Annotated in this window: 12 protein-coding genes and 1 pseudogene; 11 read left to right on the plus strand and 2 right to left on the minus strand. The window is 62.9% G+C overall.

Going from position 1 to position 15349, the window contains the following annotated elements; translation table 11 throughout:
• Positions 1-4: 4 nt before the first annotated feature.
• The 4 genes and pseudogenes from E5S69_RS24470 to E5S69_RS24485 form a co-directional block, all read left to right on the plus strand.
• A pseudogene (locus E5S69_RS24470) lies at positions 5-1174 on the plus strand (TolC family protein); the annotation flags it as partial.
• Complete coding sequence (locus E5S69_RS24475) at positions 1171-2712, plus strand: efflux RND transporter periplasmic adaptor subunit (protein ID WP_062799361.1); 1542 nt, start codon at positions 1171-1173, stop codon at positions 2710-2712. The pseudogene E5S69_RS24470 and the gene E5S69_RS24475, both read left to right, overlap by 4 nt.
• A complete protein-coding gene (locus E5S69_RS24480) occupies positions 2709-5879 on the plus strand; it encodes an efflux RND transporter permease subunit (RefSeq protein WP_062799358.1) in 3171 nt (1056 codons plus the stop codon). The genes E5S69_RS24475 and E5S69_RS24480 overlap by 4 nt, the downstream gene beginning before the upstream one ends.
• A complete protein-coding gene (locus tag E5S69_RS24485; RefSeq protein ID WP_053821791.1) occupies positions 5876-6229 on the plus strand; it encodes a copper-binding protein in 354 nt (117 codons plus the stop codon). The genes E5S69_RS24480 and E5S69_RS24485 overlap by 4 nt, the downstream gene beginning before the upstream one ends.
• Positions 6230-6628: 399 nt before the next feature.
• Here the strand turns inward: E5S69_RS24485 and E5S69_RS24490 are convergent, their stop codons facing one another.
• Positions 6629-7525 (minus strand): sterol desaturase family protein, encoded by an 897-nt coding sequence (locus E5S69_RS24490; protein WP_082371464.1) that lies wholly within the window; start codon positions 7523-7525, stop codon positions 6629-6631.
• A 160-nt stretch (positions 7526-7685) separates the two neighbouring features.
• On the opposite strand from E5S69_RS24490, the gene E5S69_RS24495 reads away from it, so the two are divergent.
• The 7 genes from E5S69_RS24495 (at position 7686) to E5S69_RS32830 (ending at position 14811) form a co-directional block, all read left to right on the plus strand.
• Complete coding sequence (locus E5S69_RS24495) at positions 7686-8318, plus strand: cation transporter (protein ID WP_053821792.1); 633 nt, start codon at positions 7686-7688, stop codon at positions 8316-8318.
• A gap of 78 nt (positions 8319-8396) precedes the next feature.
• Complete coding sequence (locus E5S69_RS24500; RefSeq protein ID WP_171020347.1) at positions 8397-11432, plus strand: heavy metal translocating P-type ATPase; 3036 nt, start codon at positions 8397-8399, stop codon at positions 11430-11432.
• Positions 11422-11916, plus strand: coding sequence for a signal peptidase II (lspA, locus tag E5S69_RS24505; RefSeq protein WP_053821794.1), 495 nt, complete (start codon positions 11422-11424; stop codon positions 11914-11916). Before E5S69_RS24500 ends, lspA begins: the two co-directional genes overlap by 11 nt.
• On the plus strand, positions 11873-12736 hold the full coding sequence (locus tag E5S69_RS24510) for a helix-turn-helix transcriptional regulator (RefSeq protein WP_082371465.1): 864 nt from the start codon (positions 11873-11875) through the stop codon (positions 12734-12736). Before lspA ends, E5S69_RS24510 begins: the two co-directional genes overlap by 44 nt.
• On the plus strand, positions 12733-13158 hold the full coding sequence (gene cadR, locus E5S69_RS24515) for a Cd(II)/Pb(II)-responsive transcriptional regulator (protein ID WP_053821795.1): 426 nt from the start codon (positions 12733-12735) through the stop codon (positions 13156-13158). The genes E5S69_RS24510 and cadR overlap by 4 nt, the downstream gene beginning before the upstream one ends.
• A gap of 680 nt (positions 13159-13838) precedes the next feature.
• Positions 13839-14363, plus strand: a complete 525-nt coding sequence (locus E5S69_RS24520; protein WP_115737194.1) for an OmpH family outer membrane protein — start codon at positions 13839-13841, stop codon at positions 14361-14363.
• A 226-nt stretch (positions 14364-14589) separates the two neighbouring features.
• On the plus strand, positions 14590-14811 hold the full coding sequence (locus E5S69_RS32830) for a heavy-metal-associated domain-containing protein (RefSeq protein ID WP_336510614.1): 222 nt from the start codon (positions 14590-14592) through the stop codon (positions 14809-14811).
• Between the two features lie 44 nt (positions 14812-14855).
• Here the strand turns inward: E5S69_RS32830 and E5S69_RS24530 are convergent, their stop codons facing one another.
• Positions 14856-15335: an MAPEG family protein gene (locus E5S69_RS24530; RefSeq protein WP_115737192.1), complete on the minus strand. Its 480-nt coding sequence runs from the start codon at positions 15333-15335 to the stop codon at positions 14856-14858.
• Between the last annotated feature and the right edge of the window lie 14 nt (positions 15336-15349).

The raw sequence follows: 15349 nt of genomic DNA on the forward strand, positions 1-15349 counted from the left end.
GTATCACTCGAGCGATGCCGAATCCTCGCGAGGCGCCGTCGAGGCAGCCGTGCAAATGGCGGTTTCCGCCGGCCAATTGCCGGACCCGGTGCTCAAACTTGGACTCAACAACGTCCCCGTGACCGGGCCGGACCAGTTCTCGCTCACGCGGGATTTCATGACCATGCGGTCCATCAGCGTGATGCAGGAATTCACGCGCTCGGACAAGCGCCGCGCCAAGGCGGCGCGCTTTGAAGCCGAGGCGACTGCCGCCGAGGCGCAGCGCGCGGTCGGACTGGCCAACGTGCAACGGAATGCCGTCGGTGCCTGGCTCGATCGGTGGTATGCCGAGCAGACCGGTGTCCTGCTAGGCCATCACGGCCATCCCCTGGACCTGGCGCTCCAGGCGGCGACCGCCGCCTATCGCAGCGGGCGTGGCACGCGTGCGGATGTCTTGGCGATGGAGCTGGAAGTCCAGAAGCTGCATGACCGCCTCGACGAAAACCGGGCCGCCGTAGCCACCGCCATGCTTAATCTGCAGCGCTGGGTCGGGCCTGCGGCTAACCGCACACTGTCGCAGCGCCCGCCGCTCGACGTACCCCAGAGCATTCAGCAACTGGCGAAAGACGAATTCGACGCGGTTCCCGAGATCGCGGCGGCACGGCGCGACGTGGCCCTGGCCGAGTCGGAGATCCAGGTGGCAACGGAGGCCAGGACACCAGATGTGACGGTCGAGCTGATGTACAGCCAGCGCGGCCCAGCCTTCTCCAACATGGGGTCGATCAACGTCAGCTTCCCGGTGCCCTGGGACCGGGGCAATCGCCAAGACCGCGACGTCGCTGCCCGGCTGGCACAGGCCAATGAAGCGCGTGCCAAGTCCGAAATCATCCGGCGCAATACCCAGGCCATGGTAGGCGCCAAACTTGCCGAGCTGCAGCGCAACCTTGAGCGGCTCCAACGCTACGACGAGAAGACCTTACCGCTCGCCAATCAGCAGGCGGAGGCAGCGCTCACGGCATACCGGGCCAATACCGGATCGCTGCTTGCCGTCGCCGAGGCCAACCATCGCGCCATCGACACAGCGGTGGAGCGGCTGACGCTGGAGGCCAGGACGGCAAAGCTGTGGGCCGACTTGACCTTCCTGATCCCGCTGCCTACCGCGCAGACCGAGCCAGCCACCAAGGAACGCAAATGAAGAAACCAGTCATTGCCGCGGTCGCCGGCGTCGTTGTCATCGGTGCCGCCCTCTATGGCGCCTACCACCTCGGCGTCATGCGCGGCACACAATCTGCGCAGACGGCCGCGCCAGGCGCGGCGTCTGCGCTCAAAGCAGGCGACACCGATCCGAACACTGGCAAGAAGATCCTGTACTGGCACGATCCGATGGTACCCGGCCAGCGTTTCGACAAGCCAGGCAAGTCCCCTTTCATGGACATGCAGCTCGTGCCCGTTTATGCGGATGGGGATGCCGGAGGCAGCGGAGGCAGCGGCGTCACGGTCGACAGCCGTGTCGCGCAGAATTTGGGCATCCGCACGACTGAGGTCAAGGCGAGCCGGATGAGCGCCGTGCTCGAGGCACCTGGCAATGTCGCCATTGACGAGCGCAGTGTCCAGGTGATCCAGGCGCGGACGAATGCCTTCGTCCAGCACGTAGCGGTCAAAGCGACCCTCGACCCGGTCCGGCGCGGCCAAGCACTGGTGACGCTGTACTCGCCCGATTGGGTGGCCGCGCAAGAGGAATATCTTGCCGTGTCCCGCATGGCCGCGGGTGGCCAATCCGACCTGCGCAGCGCGGCCAAGGCCCGCATGCTGCAGGCTGGCATGACCCCCGGCCAGGTCAGCACCGTCGAATCATCCGGCAAGCTCCAGCCTACTCTTGGCATTGTGAGCCCCGTCGACGGCCTTGTGACAGAGGTTGCGGTCCGGGAGGGCATGACTGTGTCTCCTGGCATGACCCTGTTTCGCCTGGCCGACCTGAGCCAGGTCTGGGTGATTGCCGAGGTACCGGAGGGACAAGCCCACGCCATCGCTCCGGGCCGGGCGGTCAAGGTGTCGCCGACCGGCGCAACCGAGTCAATCGTTGGCAAGGTCGATACCGTCCTGCCCGATGTCAATCCGGCCACGCGAACCATCAAGGTGCGCATTGTCCTGCCCAACAAGGGCAGGCACCTGTTGCCGGGGATGTTCGTGACGGTCCGGTTTGACAGCGGTGATCAGAAGGAATTGCTGATGATTCCGCTGGAGTCCGTCATCCGCACCGGCCAGCGCAGCATCGTCATGGTCGATGCGGGCAAGGCCGGCTTTGTGGCAACCGAAGTCAAGACCGGGCGCGAGGCCGCCGGCATGGTCGAGGTGCTGGACGGGCTGAAAGCGGGGCAGAAAGTGGTCACCTCCGGGCAGTTCCTCATCGATTCGGAAGCCAGCTTGCGTGGCACGGCCGAACGCATGAGCGCCACGACAGCGGCTTCCGCGCCGGCTGCGGCTGCGCCCGAGCACGAGGGCGTCGGGCGCATCGAGGCCGTGACGCGCGAAGGCCTGACCATCTCGCACGGGCCGATTCCCTCGGCACAGTGGGGCGCGATGACCATGGATTTCGCCGCGCCGCCTGCCGGCCTGCCGAAGGGGCTCAAGACCGGCGACCGCATCCGGTTCCGCTTCCACCTGGACAAGGATGGCCTGGCGATCCTGTCCGCAGTCGAGCCGGCCGGCACCACCCAGGGGGCCAAGCCATGATCGCCCGGCTCATTCTTGCTTCCATCCGCAACCGTTTCCTGGTCCTGCTGGTCACGGTCATGCTGACCGCCTGGGGACTGTGGGCCGTGCGCAGCACGCCGCTCGACGCGTTGCCGGACTTGTCCGATGTGCAAGTGATCATCCGCACGCCGTTTCCCGGCCAGGCGCCACAGATTGTCGAGAACCAGGTCACCTATCCACTGACCACGACCATGCTGTCGGTCCCGGGCGCCAAGACCGTACGCGGCTACTCGTTCTTCGGTGACTCGTTTGTCTATGTGCTATTCGAGGACGGCACCGACCTGTATTGGGCGCGCTCCCGCGTGCTGGAATATCTGAACCAGGTGCAATCCCGCCTGCCCGGCGCCGCCAAGCCGGCGCTGGGGCCGGACGCCACCGGCGTCGGCTGGATCTACGAGTACACGCTGGTGGACAAGACCGGCCAGCACGACCTCAGTCAACTGCGTGCGCTCCAGGACTGGTTCTTGCGCTTCGAGCTGAAATCGCTGCCCAATGTTGCCGAGGTCGCGTCCCTCGGCGGCATGGTGAAGCAGTTCCAGGTCGTCCTGATGCCGGACCGGCTACGCGCCTACAACCTGTCGCAGGGCAAGGTGCTTACGGCGCTCAAGGGCGCCAACCAGGAAACCGGCGGCTCGGTGCTGGAATTGGGCGAGGCGGAGTACATGGTCCGGGCCAGCGGCTACCTGAAGACGCTCGATGATTTCCGGCAGATCCCGCTGGTGACCAGCGACGCCGGCATCCCGGTGCGGCTGGGCGATGTCGCCACCGTCCAGCTTGGTCCCGAGATGCGGCGCGGCATCGCCGAGCTCGACGGCCAGGGAGAGGTCGCCGGCGGTGTCATCGTGATGCGCTCGGGCAAGAACGCGCTGGAAACCATCGAAGCGGTCAAAGCCAAACTCGCCACGCTGCAGAAGAGCCTGCCGGCAGGCGTCCAGATCGTCACCACGTACGATCGCTCCGCCCTGATCAACCGGGCGGTGGAAAACCTGACCCACAAGCTGATCGAAGAGTTTATCGTCGTCGCGGTGGTCTGCCTGGTTTTCCTGTTCCACCTGCGCTCCGCGCTGGTTGCCATCGTTTCATTGCCGCTGGGTGTGCTGGCCGCGTTTCTGGTCATGCGATACCAGGGTGTCAATGCCAACATCATGTCGCTGGGCGGCATCGCCATTGCCATCGGCGCCATGGTCGATGCCGCGGTCGTCATGATCGAGAACGCGCACAAGCATCTCGAGCATTGGCATGCGGATAAGCCCGGCCTGGATCTCACCGGCCATGAACGCTGGAGCGTGATCGGCGAGTCGGCGGCTGAGGTTGGACCGGCGCTGTTCTTCTCGCTGCTGATCATCACGCTGTCATTCATTCCGGTGTTCACGCTGGAGGCGCAGGAGGGCCGACTGTTTTCGCCGCTGGCCTTTACCAAGACCTACTCCATGGCCGCGGCGGCGGGCCTCTCCGTCACCCTGGTGCCGGTCCTGATGGGCTACATGATCCGTGGCAGGATCCCCACGGAGCAGTCCAATCCCCTCAGTCGGTGGCTGATTCGCGCCTATCAGCCAGTGTTGGCCAAGGTGCTCACCTACCCGAAGACCACTGTAGCGATCGCGGCAATTCTGCTCGTCGCGACCGCCTGGCCGATCATGCGAATTGGCGGCGAGTTCATGCCGCCTCTCGATGAGGGTGACCTACTCTACATGCCGTCGGCGCTCCCGGGGCTGTCCACCGGCAAGGCAGCGCAGTTGCTGCAGCAGACCGACCGCCTAATCAAGACCGTTCCCGAGGTAGCCACCGTGTTTGGCAAGGCCGGCCGCGCCGACACGGCGACCGACCCGGCGCCCATCGAGATGTTCGAAACCACCATCCAGTTCAAGCCGCGCGACCAGTGGCGTTCCGGCATGACGACGGACAAGCTGGTGGAGGAGCTCGACCGCGTGGTGAAGGTGCCCGGCCTGTCCAATATCTGGGTGCCGCCGATCCGCAACCGCATCGACATGCTCGCCACCGGCATCAAGAGCCCGGTCGGCATTAAGGTGGCGGGCACCGACCTGAAGGAAATTGACCGACTGGCCACGAGGATCGAGGATGCTGTCAAGGCGGTGCCGGGCGTCACCTCTGCACTCGCCGAACGCCTGTCCGGCGGGCGCTACGTCGATGTCGACATAGACCGGATGGCCGCCGGGCGATATGGGCTCAACATCGAGGATGTCCAGAGCATCGTGTCCTCGGCCATCGGTGGCGACAACGTCGGGGAAGTGGTCGACGGGCTGGCGCGCTTTCCGATCAATGTGCGTTATCCACGGGACTACCGCGACTCGGTGGAACAACTGCGCAGCCTGCCCATTGTCACCGACCGTGGCCAGCATATCACGCTGTCCGACGTGGCGCGCCTCCAGGTGGTGCAAGGACCGCCGATGCTGCGCAGCGAAAACGCCCGCCTGTCGGGCTGGGTGTACGTCGATATTCGCGGACGTGACCTGCGTTCGGCCGTCCAGGACATGCAGGCCGCCGTGGCCAAGGCGGTCCCGATGCCAGCGGGCTATTCCCTCAGTTGGTCGGGTCAGTTCGAGTATCTGGAGCGGGCCACCGCGAAGCTGAAGGTGGTGGTGCCGTTCACGCTGCTGATCATCTTCGTGTTGCTGTACCTGGTGTTCGGCCGTCTCGATGAAGCGCTACTGATCATGGGCACGCTGCCGCTGGCGCTCATCGGCGGATTCTGGCTGCTTTACTTGCTGGGCTACAACCTTTCGGTAGCGGGGGTTGTCGGCTTTATCGCCCTTGCCGGCGTGGCAGCCGAGTTCGGCGTCATCATGCTGCTCTACCTGAAGCAAGCCTGGAGCGAACGCGAGGGCCGAGGCGAAACCAGCGTGTCCGCATTGCTGGACGCCATTCAGGAAGGGGCAGTGCTGCGGGTCCGCCCCAAGGCCATGACCGTCGCTGTCATTCTTGCCGGCCTGATTCCCATCATGTGGTCGCATGGCACCGGCTCGGAGGTCATGCAGCGCATTGCGGCTCCGATGGTTGGCGGCATGGTCACCGCGCCATTGCTTTCCCTGTTTGTTGTGCCGGCGGTGTACTTGCTGATACGCAGACGGCAGGCCGAATCTGTCTCACTTTCCACCCACCCCTCACTCCCGGAGGAATCACAATGAAATACGTCAAAACTCTTGCCATCATGGCTGCTCTCGCTGCCACACCGGCTGCGTTCGCGGCAGGGTCGATGGACGGCATGGATATGAAGGGCATGGACATGAAGCCGTCAGCCGAAACGAAGCAGGCCCCCCACCCGGTTGCGGCAGAGGTAAAGAAGATCGATGCGAAGGCAGGGAAAGTTACCCTCAAGCACGGCCCGATCGAAAATCTCGGCATGTCCGCCATGACCATGGCGTTCCCGGTCAAGGATCGCGCTTCGTTGAAGGACTTCAAGGAAGGTGATGCGGTTACCGCCGTATTCGACACGGTCGACGGCAAGCCGACAGTCGTGGACATGCAGCGCAAGTAAAACTCAGGCGGCACCACCGCTCGCATCGGGGCAGTGTGCCGCCTGCCATGGCCAAAATCCTCCGTCACGCCGCTTCGGTAGACCTCCGAATGGCGTCGTCGGGATCGAAACCGCTTTCCATGAACGTTCGGCCACAGTGAGCCGCCCACCCTTCGACCTGCCACGTGAAGTCATCGTTGTCATCGTGTTTGCCGTGGCGTTCACGGTGTGTGCTACAGGTTCGCTTGCCTGGCATTTTCGTCGCCAGATGCGCATCAAGCGCGGCCTCGAGAATGACAGATCAGGTTCGTCCACGCGACGTCGCATAACTTCAAGACGGCGCAAATAGTCCTGTCAGATCCCACCTGAGCATTCATGCTGGATGCAGCTTGCGAGCCGGTTTCACCAACGAGAGCGGCTTTAGACATCAGCATCGCGGCCCTGCGAGACGTCTTCGGTGGCCAGACGAACTTGCGGATCCGGTCGTTCAAACGGATAAATCAGTTGCTCGCCGTAGCGGTGCGGCACCGGGTCGCCTTCGATGCCGATTGCGCCCAGTGGCGCCTGCGGTTGATAGAAGGTACCGAAGAGGTGGTCCCATACCAGCCAGAACTCCCCGAAATTGACCTGCGCGTCCGCGAAGCGCTCCCGATGGTGCCAGCGATGGAGTTCTGCCACGCCTAACATATACCGCACCGGCCCCAGGCTATAGTCCAGGTTGGCATGCTGGAATGCCAGATGGACCGCCAGGATTGCGAACCAGCCGGCCACTACCTCGGCCGGCGCGCCTAGTATGCCCAGGACCAGTAAGCCCGGACCCGCCATCAGGGCTGCATGCAGCGGGTGGCGGCGTTCCCCGTTTAGCCAGTAGAGCCGCCGCGACGAATGATGAATGCTGTGCAGCCGCCACAGAAAGCCGTAGTGGTGGCTGAGCCGATGGACGGCATACAGCGACAGGTCCAGTGGCGCCCCTGCGAGTAATACCTGCAACAAGTATGGCCATTCCGCAGGCCACCATAGCTTGGGCCAACCCGTTCCTTCCCGCAGCACCACGAACCCCAGCACGGCACCGTGCATCACGGCCAAATTCACAACGGCATGGGCGACATCCGCCGGAAAGTCGAGATCCCGCTTTTGCCACCGTGCATCGAACGGGACAATGCGCTCCAGCCAAGCAACAAGAAATAGCCCGGCGGCGGCCCACAACGCCAGCCAAGCCAGCGGCGTGCCGTGGGATGGGGCGACCGAAACCCCTGTGATTACCAGGGCCATGATGGTCGGATAGGCGCCGTACCGCACCACAGAACGCGCTGTCATTGCGACTCCAGAGTTCAATTTCCTCCAGTTTCTCCAAGCGACAGACAGCTAGCTTGAATAAACATGCTGTGTGCGGGCGACGTCTTGACTCTATAGCAGGTACGGGGTGTGAAATTACTCAGATCTTCTGTGGAAACAGGCGGGTTAACAAAGGAGTTGCATGAACGACCACTTCCCCGACAAAGAACGCCTTGACCTCGACGCGAGTCAGGCGGCCGACCGCCGGATTCTGTGGCTGGTACTACTGATTAATGTCAGCCAATGTCTGGCAGGTATGGGCGTGGGCCTTTGGGCGGCGTCCACGGCGGTGCTTGGTGCGGCTCTGGACAACCTTGCCGACGCGTTGGTGTATGGCGTCAGCCTGTACGCCGTCGGCCGATCGCGAGCCATCAAGGTGCGGGCAGCGCGGCTATCGGGGTGGCTTTTGATTGGGCTGGCCCTGATGCTATGCGTGGAAGTCCTGCGCCGGTTCTTTGGCGGCGAGGCGCCATTGGGGCCGGCGATGATGGTCATGGCAGCGATCAATGCGGCGCTGAACATTATTTGCTTGCGCTTACTGAAACGCCACCGCGGGGAAGACGTCAACTTCAAGGCTTCCGCCATATTCACCAGCAACGACTCGATTGTGAATCTGGCCATTGTGTTGTCCGGAGCGCTCGTGATGTGGTCGGGCTCCAACCTGCCAGACCTGGTTCTGGGTCTGGTGGTATCTGCGATCGCCGCTAACGGAGGTCGTGAAATCCTGGTTGACGCGACAGAACATGAGGAAAAGGCCCGTTCCGAGGCAACTTAACCTCCGACCAGGAGGCAGAGCCCTTGACTCTGTATCTACTTTAGGGTGTGAAATTCTGACATATACAGAAAGAGGCGAATGATGAAACTCGACCAAGCCCATGCCGAAAGTGATGCGAGATCAACTCAAGAAAGGAAGAAGGCGGAGGACCTGAACGGCGCGACATCCGTCTTCCGCATTCCCAACATGGATTGCCGCAACGAAGAAGCGGCAATCCGTGCACGGCTTGCCAAATTGCCAGCGGTAGAGTCCCTTTCGTTCGACCTTCCCCAGCGCCGCCTCACCGTCCGGCATGGGCTACCGAACCCGGGGCCGTTGCTGGAGGCCCTCCATGAGATCGGCATGCAAGCATCGATGGAGGACGACGGCGAAGCCGCGGGCAACGCCGCTTGCGGATCCGCGTGCGCTGGATCCTGCGCCGGCAGCCAGAGCGCTGCGTTAGAAGAGTCAAAAGACACATTCACGATTCCAAACATGGATTGCCGCTCCGAAGAGGCGGCGATCCGCGCGCGGCTGGAGCCGTTGGCCGGCGTCCGGTCGCTCGAGTTCGACCTACCCGCACGCCAGCTGTCTGTCGTCCACACCTTGTCCTCGGTGGAACCCCTGCTGACGGCGTTGCAATCGATCGGCATGCAGGCAAGGCTGGGCGAAGACACAACTCCTCCGGGCGCGAATTGCGCAGCGACAACGGAGACTGCCTGCGGTCCCTGCGGCACGCCCCCCGTCTCCTTCGTCCCTGCAGCCACGGGCAATACCACGCAGTTCCTGATCACAAACATGGACTGCCCCACCGAGGAAGCTTTGATCCGCAAGCGCCTAGGCAAGGTGGAGGGCATCGAACGCCTCGACTTCGACCTGATGAATCGCCGACTGGAGGTGCAACACCGCCTGCCCGATCCGGCACCGGTCCTCGGCGCACTGCGCGAGATCGGCATGCATGCCACGGTCGAGCGCGAGGCAGGGGCAAGTTCCAAGGGACAAGCCACCTACTTGATCGAAAAGATGGACTGCCCGACCGAAGAGGCGCTGCTGCGCAAGGCGTTGGAAGGCATGCCGGGTGTCAGCAGCCTGCAGTTCAACCTGATGAGCCGGACCCTGACCGTCAGCCATTCGCTGAAGGACGAGGTGCCAATCACAGCGGCCATTGAGCGACTTGGCATGCAGCCGGTGCTGCGCGACCATAGTCGGCCTGCCCCCGCAGTCACGAGGGACTTTGGCACCGGCATTTCGAAGGCGGAGTGGCTGCGCATGGGGGCCGCCGGCGTGCTGGCGGTTGGCGCGGAAGTCCTCACATTCGCCGGGATGGGTGAATCGGCATGGCCGGTGGTGGCCGCGTCGCTGGCGGCCATTGCGTTGGGCGGTATCGAGACCCTGAAGAAAGGCTGGATCGCGCTGCGCACGCTGTCACTGAACATGAACCTCCTGATGACGATTGCCGTCATCGGTGCCGCTTTGATCGGCCAGTGGCCGGAAGCCGCCGTGGTGATCTGGCTGTTCGCCATCGCGGAGATGATCGAAGCGCTAAGCCTGGACCGGGCGCGCAACGCGATTCGCAAGCTGATGGACCTGGCGCCGGAAACCGCACTCGTCCGCCAGGACGACGGTCGCTGGCAAGAGGTCAAGGCCGAGACAGTGCCGCTTGGAGCCGTCGTGCGCGTTCGTCCCGGCGAACGTATCGCCTTGGATGGGGTCGTGGTGTCGGGCGCATCAGCCATCAACCAGGCGCCCATCACCGGCGAAAGCATGCCCGTGGAAAAGAACCCCGGCGACACGGTGTTCGCGGGCACGATCAATGAGCGCGGCACATTGGAATTCGAAGTGCACTCGCGCAAGGGAGAGACCACGCTCGACCGTATCGCGCGCTCGGTCCAGGAAGCCCAAGGCCAGCGCGCGCCGACGCAGCGTTTCGTTGATCGTTTCGCGAGCGTCTATACCCCCTCTGTCTTTGCGCTGGCGATCGCCATTGCCGTGATCCCGCCGCTGTTCTTTGGGGCGCCTTGGTTCGAATGGGTCTACAAGGCGCTGGTGATGCTGGTGATTGCTTGTCCCTGCGCCCTGGTGATCTCGACACCGGTGACGGTCGTCAGCGGCCTGGCTGCGGCCGCGCGGCGTGGCATCCTCGTCAAGGGTGGCCTGTACCTGGAGCAAGGGCGTCTGCTGCGCGCGGTGGCACTGGACAAGACTGGCACCCTTACGCACGGCCGCCCGGCGCTGACCGATACGGTACCGACGGGCGCGCTCTCGGAGACGGAAGTGCTGCGCATTGCCGCCAGCCTGGATGCGTTGTCCGAACATCCAGTGGCCACAGCTATCGTCAACGCCTACGGCGACAAGCCGCACGCCTCAGTGCAACGCTTCGAGGCTCTGGCTGGCCGTGGCGTCAAGGGCGACATCGACGGCCAGACCTACTACGTCGGCAACCACCGCCTGGCAAATGAGCTTGGCGTGGCCAGCGAGCAGGTCCGCAAGCTGCTGGAGAGCCTGGAAGCGCAGGCCAAGACAGCAGTGGTGCTTGCCACCGATAAGCAGGCACTGGGTGTCCTGGCAGTTGCCGACACGGTCCGGGACAGCAGCAAGCGTGCGGTAGCGGCGCTCAAGCAGTTGGGCGTAGAGCCGGTGATGCTTACCGGCGACAACCGCAAGACCGCGGAAGCGGTGGCCGCCCAGGTGGGCATCACCGACGCGCGCGGCGACCTGCTGCCGCACGACAAGTTGGCTGCGATCGCAGAGCTTGGCGCGAAGGCGCCGGTAGGCATGGTCGGGGATGGCGTCAACGATGCGCCCGCGCTGGCCAAATCGAACATCGGCTTTGCGATGGGCGCTGCTGGCACCGACACCGCGATCGAGACCGCCGACGTGGCGCTGATGCAGGACGACCTGCGCAAGCTGCCTGAGTTCATCAAGCTGTCGCGCCGGGTGGGTGGCGTGCTGAAGGCAAACATCGCCTTCGCGATCGGTACCAAGGCGGTCTTCATGGTGCTGGCCTTCACCGGCCATGCCAGCCTGTGGCTCGCGATTCTTGCCGACATGGGCGCAAGCCTGGCCGTGGTGTTCAACGGACTGCGCCTGCTGGGGACCAGCCCCTCCACTGAGAGTGACCACCATGCGGGCTGATCGCAGCATTGGCCTGGGTTTCGTATTGGCGGCCCTTATCGTGGCGATGGATATCGGGACGAAAGTAGCCATCGTGGCCTGGGTCGACTACGGTGCAAGCCTCGACTGGCTGCCCGTCCTCAACGTCGTGCATGTGCTGAACCGAGGTGCCGCCTTCAGTTTTCTGCACGGCGCGGGGGGCTGGCAGCGATATTTTTTCATTGGAATTGCCTTGGCGGCCTCCGCGTTCCTTGTGTACATGATTCGGCGTACTGGTACCACCGATACCGAGCGGATCAGCTACGGACTGATCTTGGGCGGCGCGTTGGCCAATATGATCGACCGGGTCGCACGCGGAGCGGTGGTCGACTGGATCGATCTTCATTGGGGTTCGTACCATTGGCCGGCCTTCAATGTGGCTGACATCGGCATCACACTCGGTGCTGCCTTGATCGTGTTCCATGAGCTCTTCGGCAGAATGCAGGCACGCCCAGCCCGCGGATGAACACGAAGCATCCGACAGGCAGCCGCTGCTGACCATCGGCCGCGGCTGGGCCATTTACATCGGACCGATAGAGGCCGGTCGGTTGCACCGACATCAAGCAGCTCAGTTGGCATGGAGCAAACAGGGGATGTTGCTCCTCGAAGGGGCCTGGGGCGGATTGCAGGCCCCGGGACATTTTCTTGCGGCCGGGGTGCCGCATCGTCTCGTAGCGGCCGGCCCGGTGCGCATGGTGTTTCTCGACCCGACCATGCACAGCGTTTGCCCTACTGGCCGTCGGCCCGCAGCCACGATGGCGCCGAGCCCCGTGCAGGCGGATATGCTGGAACATGAGCTGGACCGCTGGCTGCGAGGCGCAATGCCGTCTGAAACAGCGAATGTGTCACAACCTGCCACGGAGGCTTCGCGTTGGGCTGCGGTCCTCCAGTGGCTGGAAACGTCGCTGGAGGGACCCGTGCATGTCGCACATGCCGCCGACGCCGTAGGCCTGTCGTCCTCCCGTTTCATGCATTGGTTCGCGGAGGCGAGCGGACTGTCGTTCCGGGCGTACGTGCGTTGGTTGCGCCTGCAGCGTGCGGTGCGCACCCTCTCCGATGGTTGTACGCTCACCGAGGCTGCTCATCTCGCCGGCTTCGCCGACAGCGCGCACCTGACGCGCACCTTCGTGTCCACATTCGGAGTCCGGCCAGCGCCGCTGCGTGGCGCTCGGATTGTCTGTACGGCACAGTCCAAACCTCCATTCACACTGCACGGACTTGAATTTGTCGACACCATCCGGCATGGAGGGCGTCAGACAGGAGCCCAACAAAGGGGAAAAGCATGAAGATCGGCAAACTTGCTCAAACCGCCGGCACCACGGTGGAGACTATTCGCTTCTACGAGCATGAAGGCTTACTGCCGGCGCCGGCTCGTTCCTCTGGAAACTACCGACTCTACGCTTCCCAGCACCTTGAGCGGTTGGCGTTCATCCGCCATTGCCGCTCGTTGGACATGACCCTGAACGAGATTCGGTCCTTGCTGCGTCTCAAGGATGCGCCCCACGAGGACTGTGGAGAGGTCAACGTCCTGCTAGAAGGCCACATTCGACACGTGGCGCGCCGCATACAAGAGTTGATGGCATTGGAACGTGACCTGAAGCAATTGCGCAGTCAATGCGGTCTGTCGCGAGAGGCCAAGGACTGCGGCATTCTGGAGGGCCTTACGAAAACAGCCCATCAGACACCACAGCTGTTGGGAGAAGAGTAGGGACGCGGATCCCACGAAGGACTACAGGCAGATCCGCCTTCAGCGAACGCTTTCCTGTCGCCGGCGCTAAGCGGCATGTGCGCCACCCCAAACAGCGCAGGCGGAAGCGTTCCCGACGCGCAAGGCAGCCTCTGCCATAGCCCCGCAGAAAGGCACAGACTCCCAAGTGCGCCTCCCAAGCCGCCAAAACGTCTGCCGGGAAATGCATGCCTGCGACCAGACGCGACCAGCCAACAAGGTCCACGCCAGTTTGGGCTAGCCCCTTCTAGTGCTTCATCTAGCACTGTGTAGCTGCCATAGGGTCAAGGAAAACGCTACGCGTTTGCCGAACTTTTCTCCTGAAGTGCGGCGCGGGTGCTTTGTTCGTAGCAGGCGGCATATATGCGTGCAGCCTTGTCTTGACCCTGTAGCCACTACATGGTGTCAAATCGCACCGACATATCAGCTGACAGGCTGCCAATGAGAGGCGCTGGGCTAAAGGCGACCGGCCATATCATTGGGGCATGCCTCGGCACTGCTCTATAACCTGCCGAGCGCGGGATCCAAGCCGACCGATCCAATGTGCTGCAACATCTTCGATTTCACTACACTCGAGCCCATGAATTTCTGCATGCCAAACGCCACTCCGAGAAGTAACCGGTAACCGCCATACACTCACAAAAGGTACGGCTCCGTCGCTCATGCAAACGCCAACCCCACATCCGAAAACTCTGATAGCGGCGGCGCTGTCCGCCGCCATGCTGTGCGCGGTAGGACCGGTGCTAGCGCAGCCAGCGCGCATTGCCGTAGTCAATTCCGAACTTATTCTGCCGGACTCGTTGCCAGCCAGGCAGGCCCACAACAGGCTTGCACAGGAGTTTTCCACGCGCGACCGTGAACTGCAGGACATGGACCGGAAGACCAGGGCCTTGGCTGACAAGCTCGAGAAGGAAGCGGCCGTGCTCACAGATCTTGACCATCAGCGCCGCCAGCACGAAGTGGCCGAGCTGACCCACGAATTCCAGCGCAAGCAGCGTGGATTCCGAGAGGACTTGCAACAGCGCCGAAACGAGGAACTGGCACGGGTGCAAGAGCGCGCCCAGCAGGCGATTCGCCAGCTTGCCGAGCAGCGCGGGTACGACCTTGTCATACAGGCAGTCTATGTGAATCCGCGCATTGACATCACTGAAGACGTCATGAAAGCGCTGGACGCCAGCAGCAAGTAGGAAACCTTCATGGGAGGTCGCAGCAGGCTGCGCGGAGATGCTTGGCCCCGCTCTGTAGGTAATTCATGTTCACTCACGCGATGTGACCCTTCAAGGCATAGAAGCATCATCCACTTTGTCTGACATGGTGCAATGCTGGGTTCATTCCATCGAGGCCGGCTGAGGTCCCTGCGGCACTGCCATCTCGCTCGTCCCTGCAGCCACGGGCAACACCACGCAGTTCCTGATCACCAACATGGACTGCCCCACCGAGGAAGCCCTGATTCGCAAGCGCCTGGGCAAGGTGGAGGGGATAGAACGACTCGACTTTGACCTGATGAACCGCCGGCTGGAGGTGCAATACCGTCTACCAAATCCGTTACGGCATGCATGCCACGGTCGAACGCGAGGCAGGGGCCTGATCTGTCCGATGAAACGGCCCCCCTCCTTCAGCGCCCCGAGAGAATGAGAGCCACCGCAAGCGTGTAGGCACCACAACGGTCGAAATCCCAGTCATCGCCATCCCAAAAGCCGACCGGTAGGATGCCGCGCATAGCCAACCGCGAACGTGATACGACCGAGCAGATACAAGCTCACCAGAATCGGCATCAGCCTAAGTTCGGCGCCATACAGCACTGTCGCAAGAATCAAATGCGCGCCTACCGCCAGTACGGTCTGTTCGAGCGAGTTCTGTAGCACCGCCACGCGCAGCTCAATAGCGGGACTAGGACGCGAAAACGCCGAGCCCTGGATATCGGCTTGCGATAAAAAGCGTCCCTTGCTTACGGCTCTCACGCAATCTGCTAACCATAGGAAAACAGGGAGATCGGCCTTGAGCGCAAACGCGACACGGTCGCCAATACCAAGCTGTCCATCGAGGCCGAACAGAGCGGGGGGAAGCCAGATATAACCCGCGCCAAGAACTACCGCGCAAACTAAGCAGGCAAGCATCGAATCGCGTACGATGCGACGTTGTTGCAGACTCCATGGCATGGTTGCACTCCTCG

The sequence above is a fragment of the Cupriavidus necator genome, from assembly GCF_013141915.1.
Lineage (GTDB): Bacteria > Pseudomonadota > Gammaproteobacteria > Burkholderiales > Burkholderiaceae > Cupriavidus > Cupriavidus necator_B.

Bases quoted from the DNA above. Each gene is read 5' to 3' on its own strand.
- E5S69_RS24520 (WP_115737194.1), top strand. From the start codon at position 13,839: ATGCAAACGCCAACCCCACATCCGAAAACTCTGATAGCGGCGGCGCTG.
- E5S69_RS24530 (WP_115737192.1), bottom strand. From the start codon at position 15,335: ATGCCATGGAGTCTGCAACAACGTCGCATCGTACGCGATTCGATGCTT.
- E5S69_RS24485 (WP_053821791.1), top strand. From the start codon at position 5,876: ATGAAATACGTCAAAACTCTTGCCATCATGGCTGCTCTCGCTGCCACA.
- E5S69_RS24500 (WP_171020347.1), top strand. From the start codon at position 8,397: ATGATGAAACTCGACCAAGCCCATGCCGAAAGTGATGCGAGATCAACT.
- E5S69_RS24490 (WP_082371464.1), bottom strand. From the start codon at position 7,525: ATGACAGCGCGTTCTGTGGTGCGGTACGGCGCCTATCCGACCATCATG.
- E5S69_RS24510 (WP_082371465.1), top strand. From the start codon at position 11,873: ATGAGCTCTTCGGCAGAATGCAGGCACGCCCAGCCCGCGGATGAACAC.
- E5S69_RS24480 (WP_062799358.1), top strand. From the start codon at position 2,709: ATGATCGCCCGGCTCATTCTTGCTTCCATCCGCAACCGTTTCCTGGTC.
- cadR (WP_053821795.1), top strand. From the start codon at position 12,733: ATGAAGATCGGCAAACTTGCTCAAACCGCCGGCACCACGGTGGAGACT.
- E5S69_RS24495 (WP_053821792.1), top strand. From the start codon at position 7,686: ATGAACGACCACTTCCCCGACAAAGAACGCCTTGACCTCGACGCGAGT.
- lspA (WP_053821794.1), top strand. From the start codon at position 11,422: ATGCGGGCTGATCGCAGCATTGGCCTGGGTTTCGTATTGGCGGCCCTT.
- E5S69_RS24475 (WP_062799361.1), top strand. From the start codon at position 1,171: ATGAAGAAACCAGTCATTGCCGCGGTCGCCGGCGTCGTTGTCATCGGT.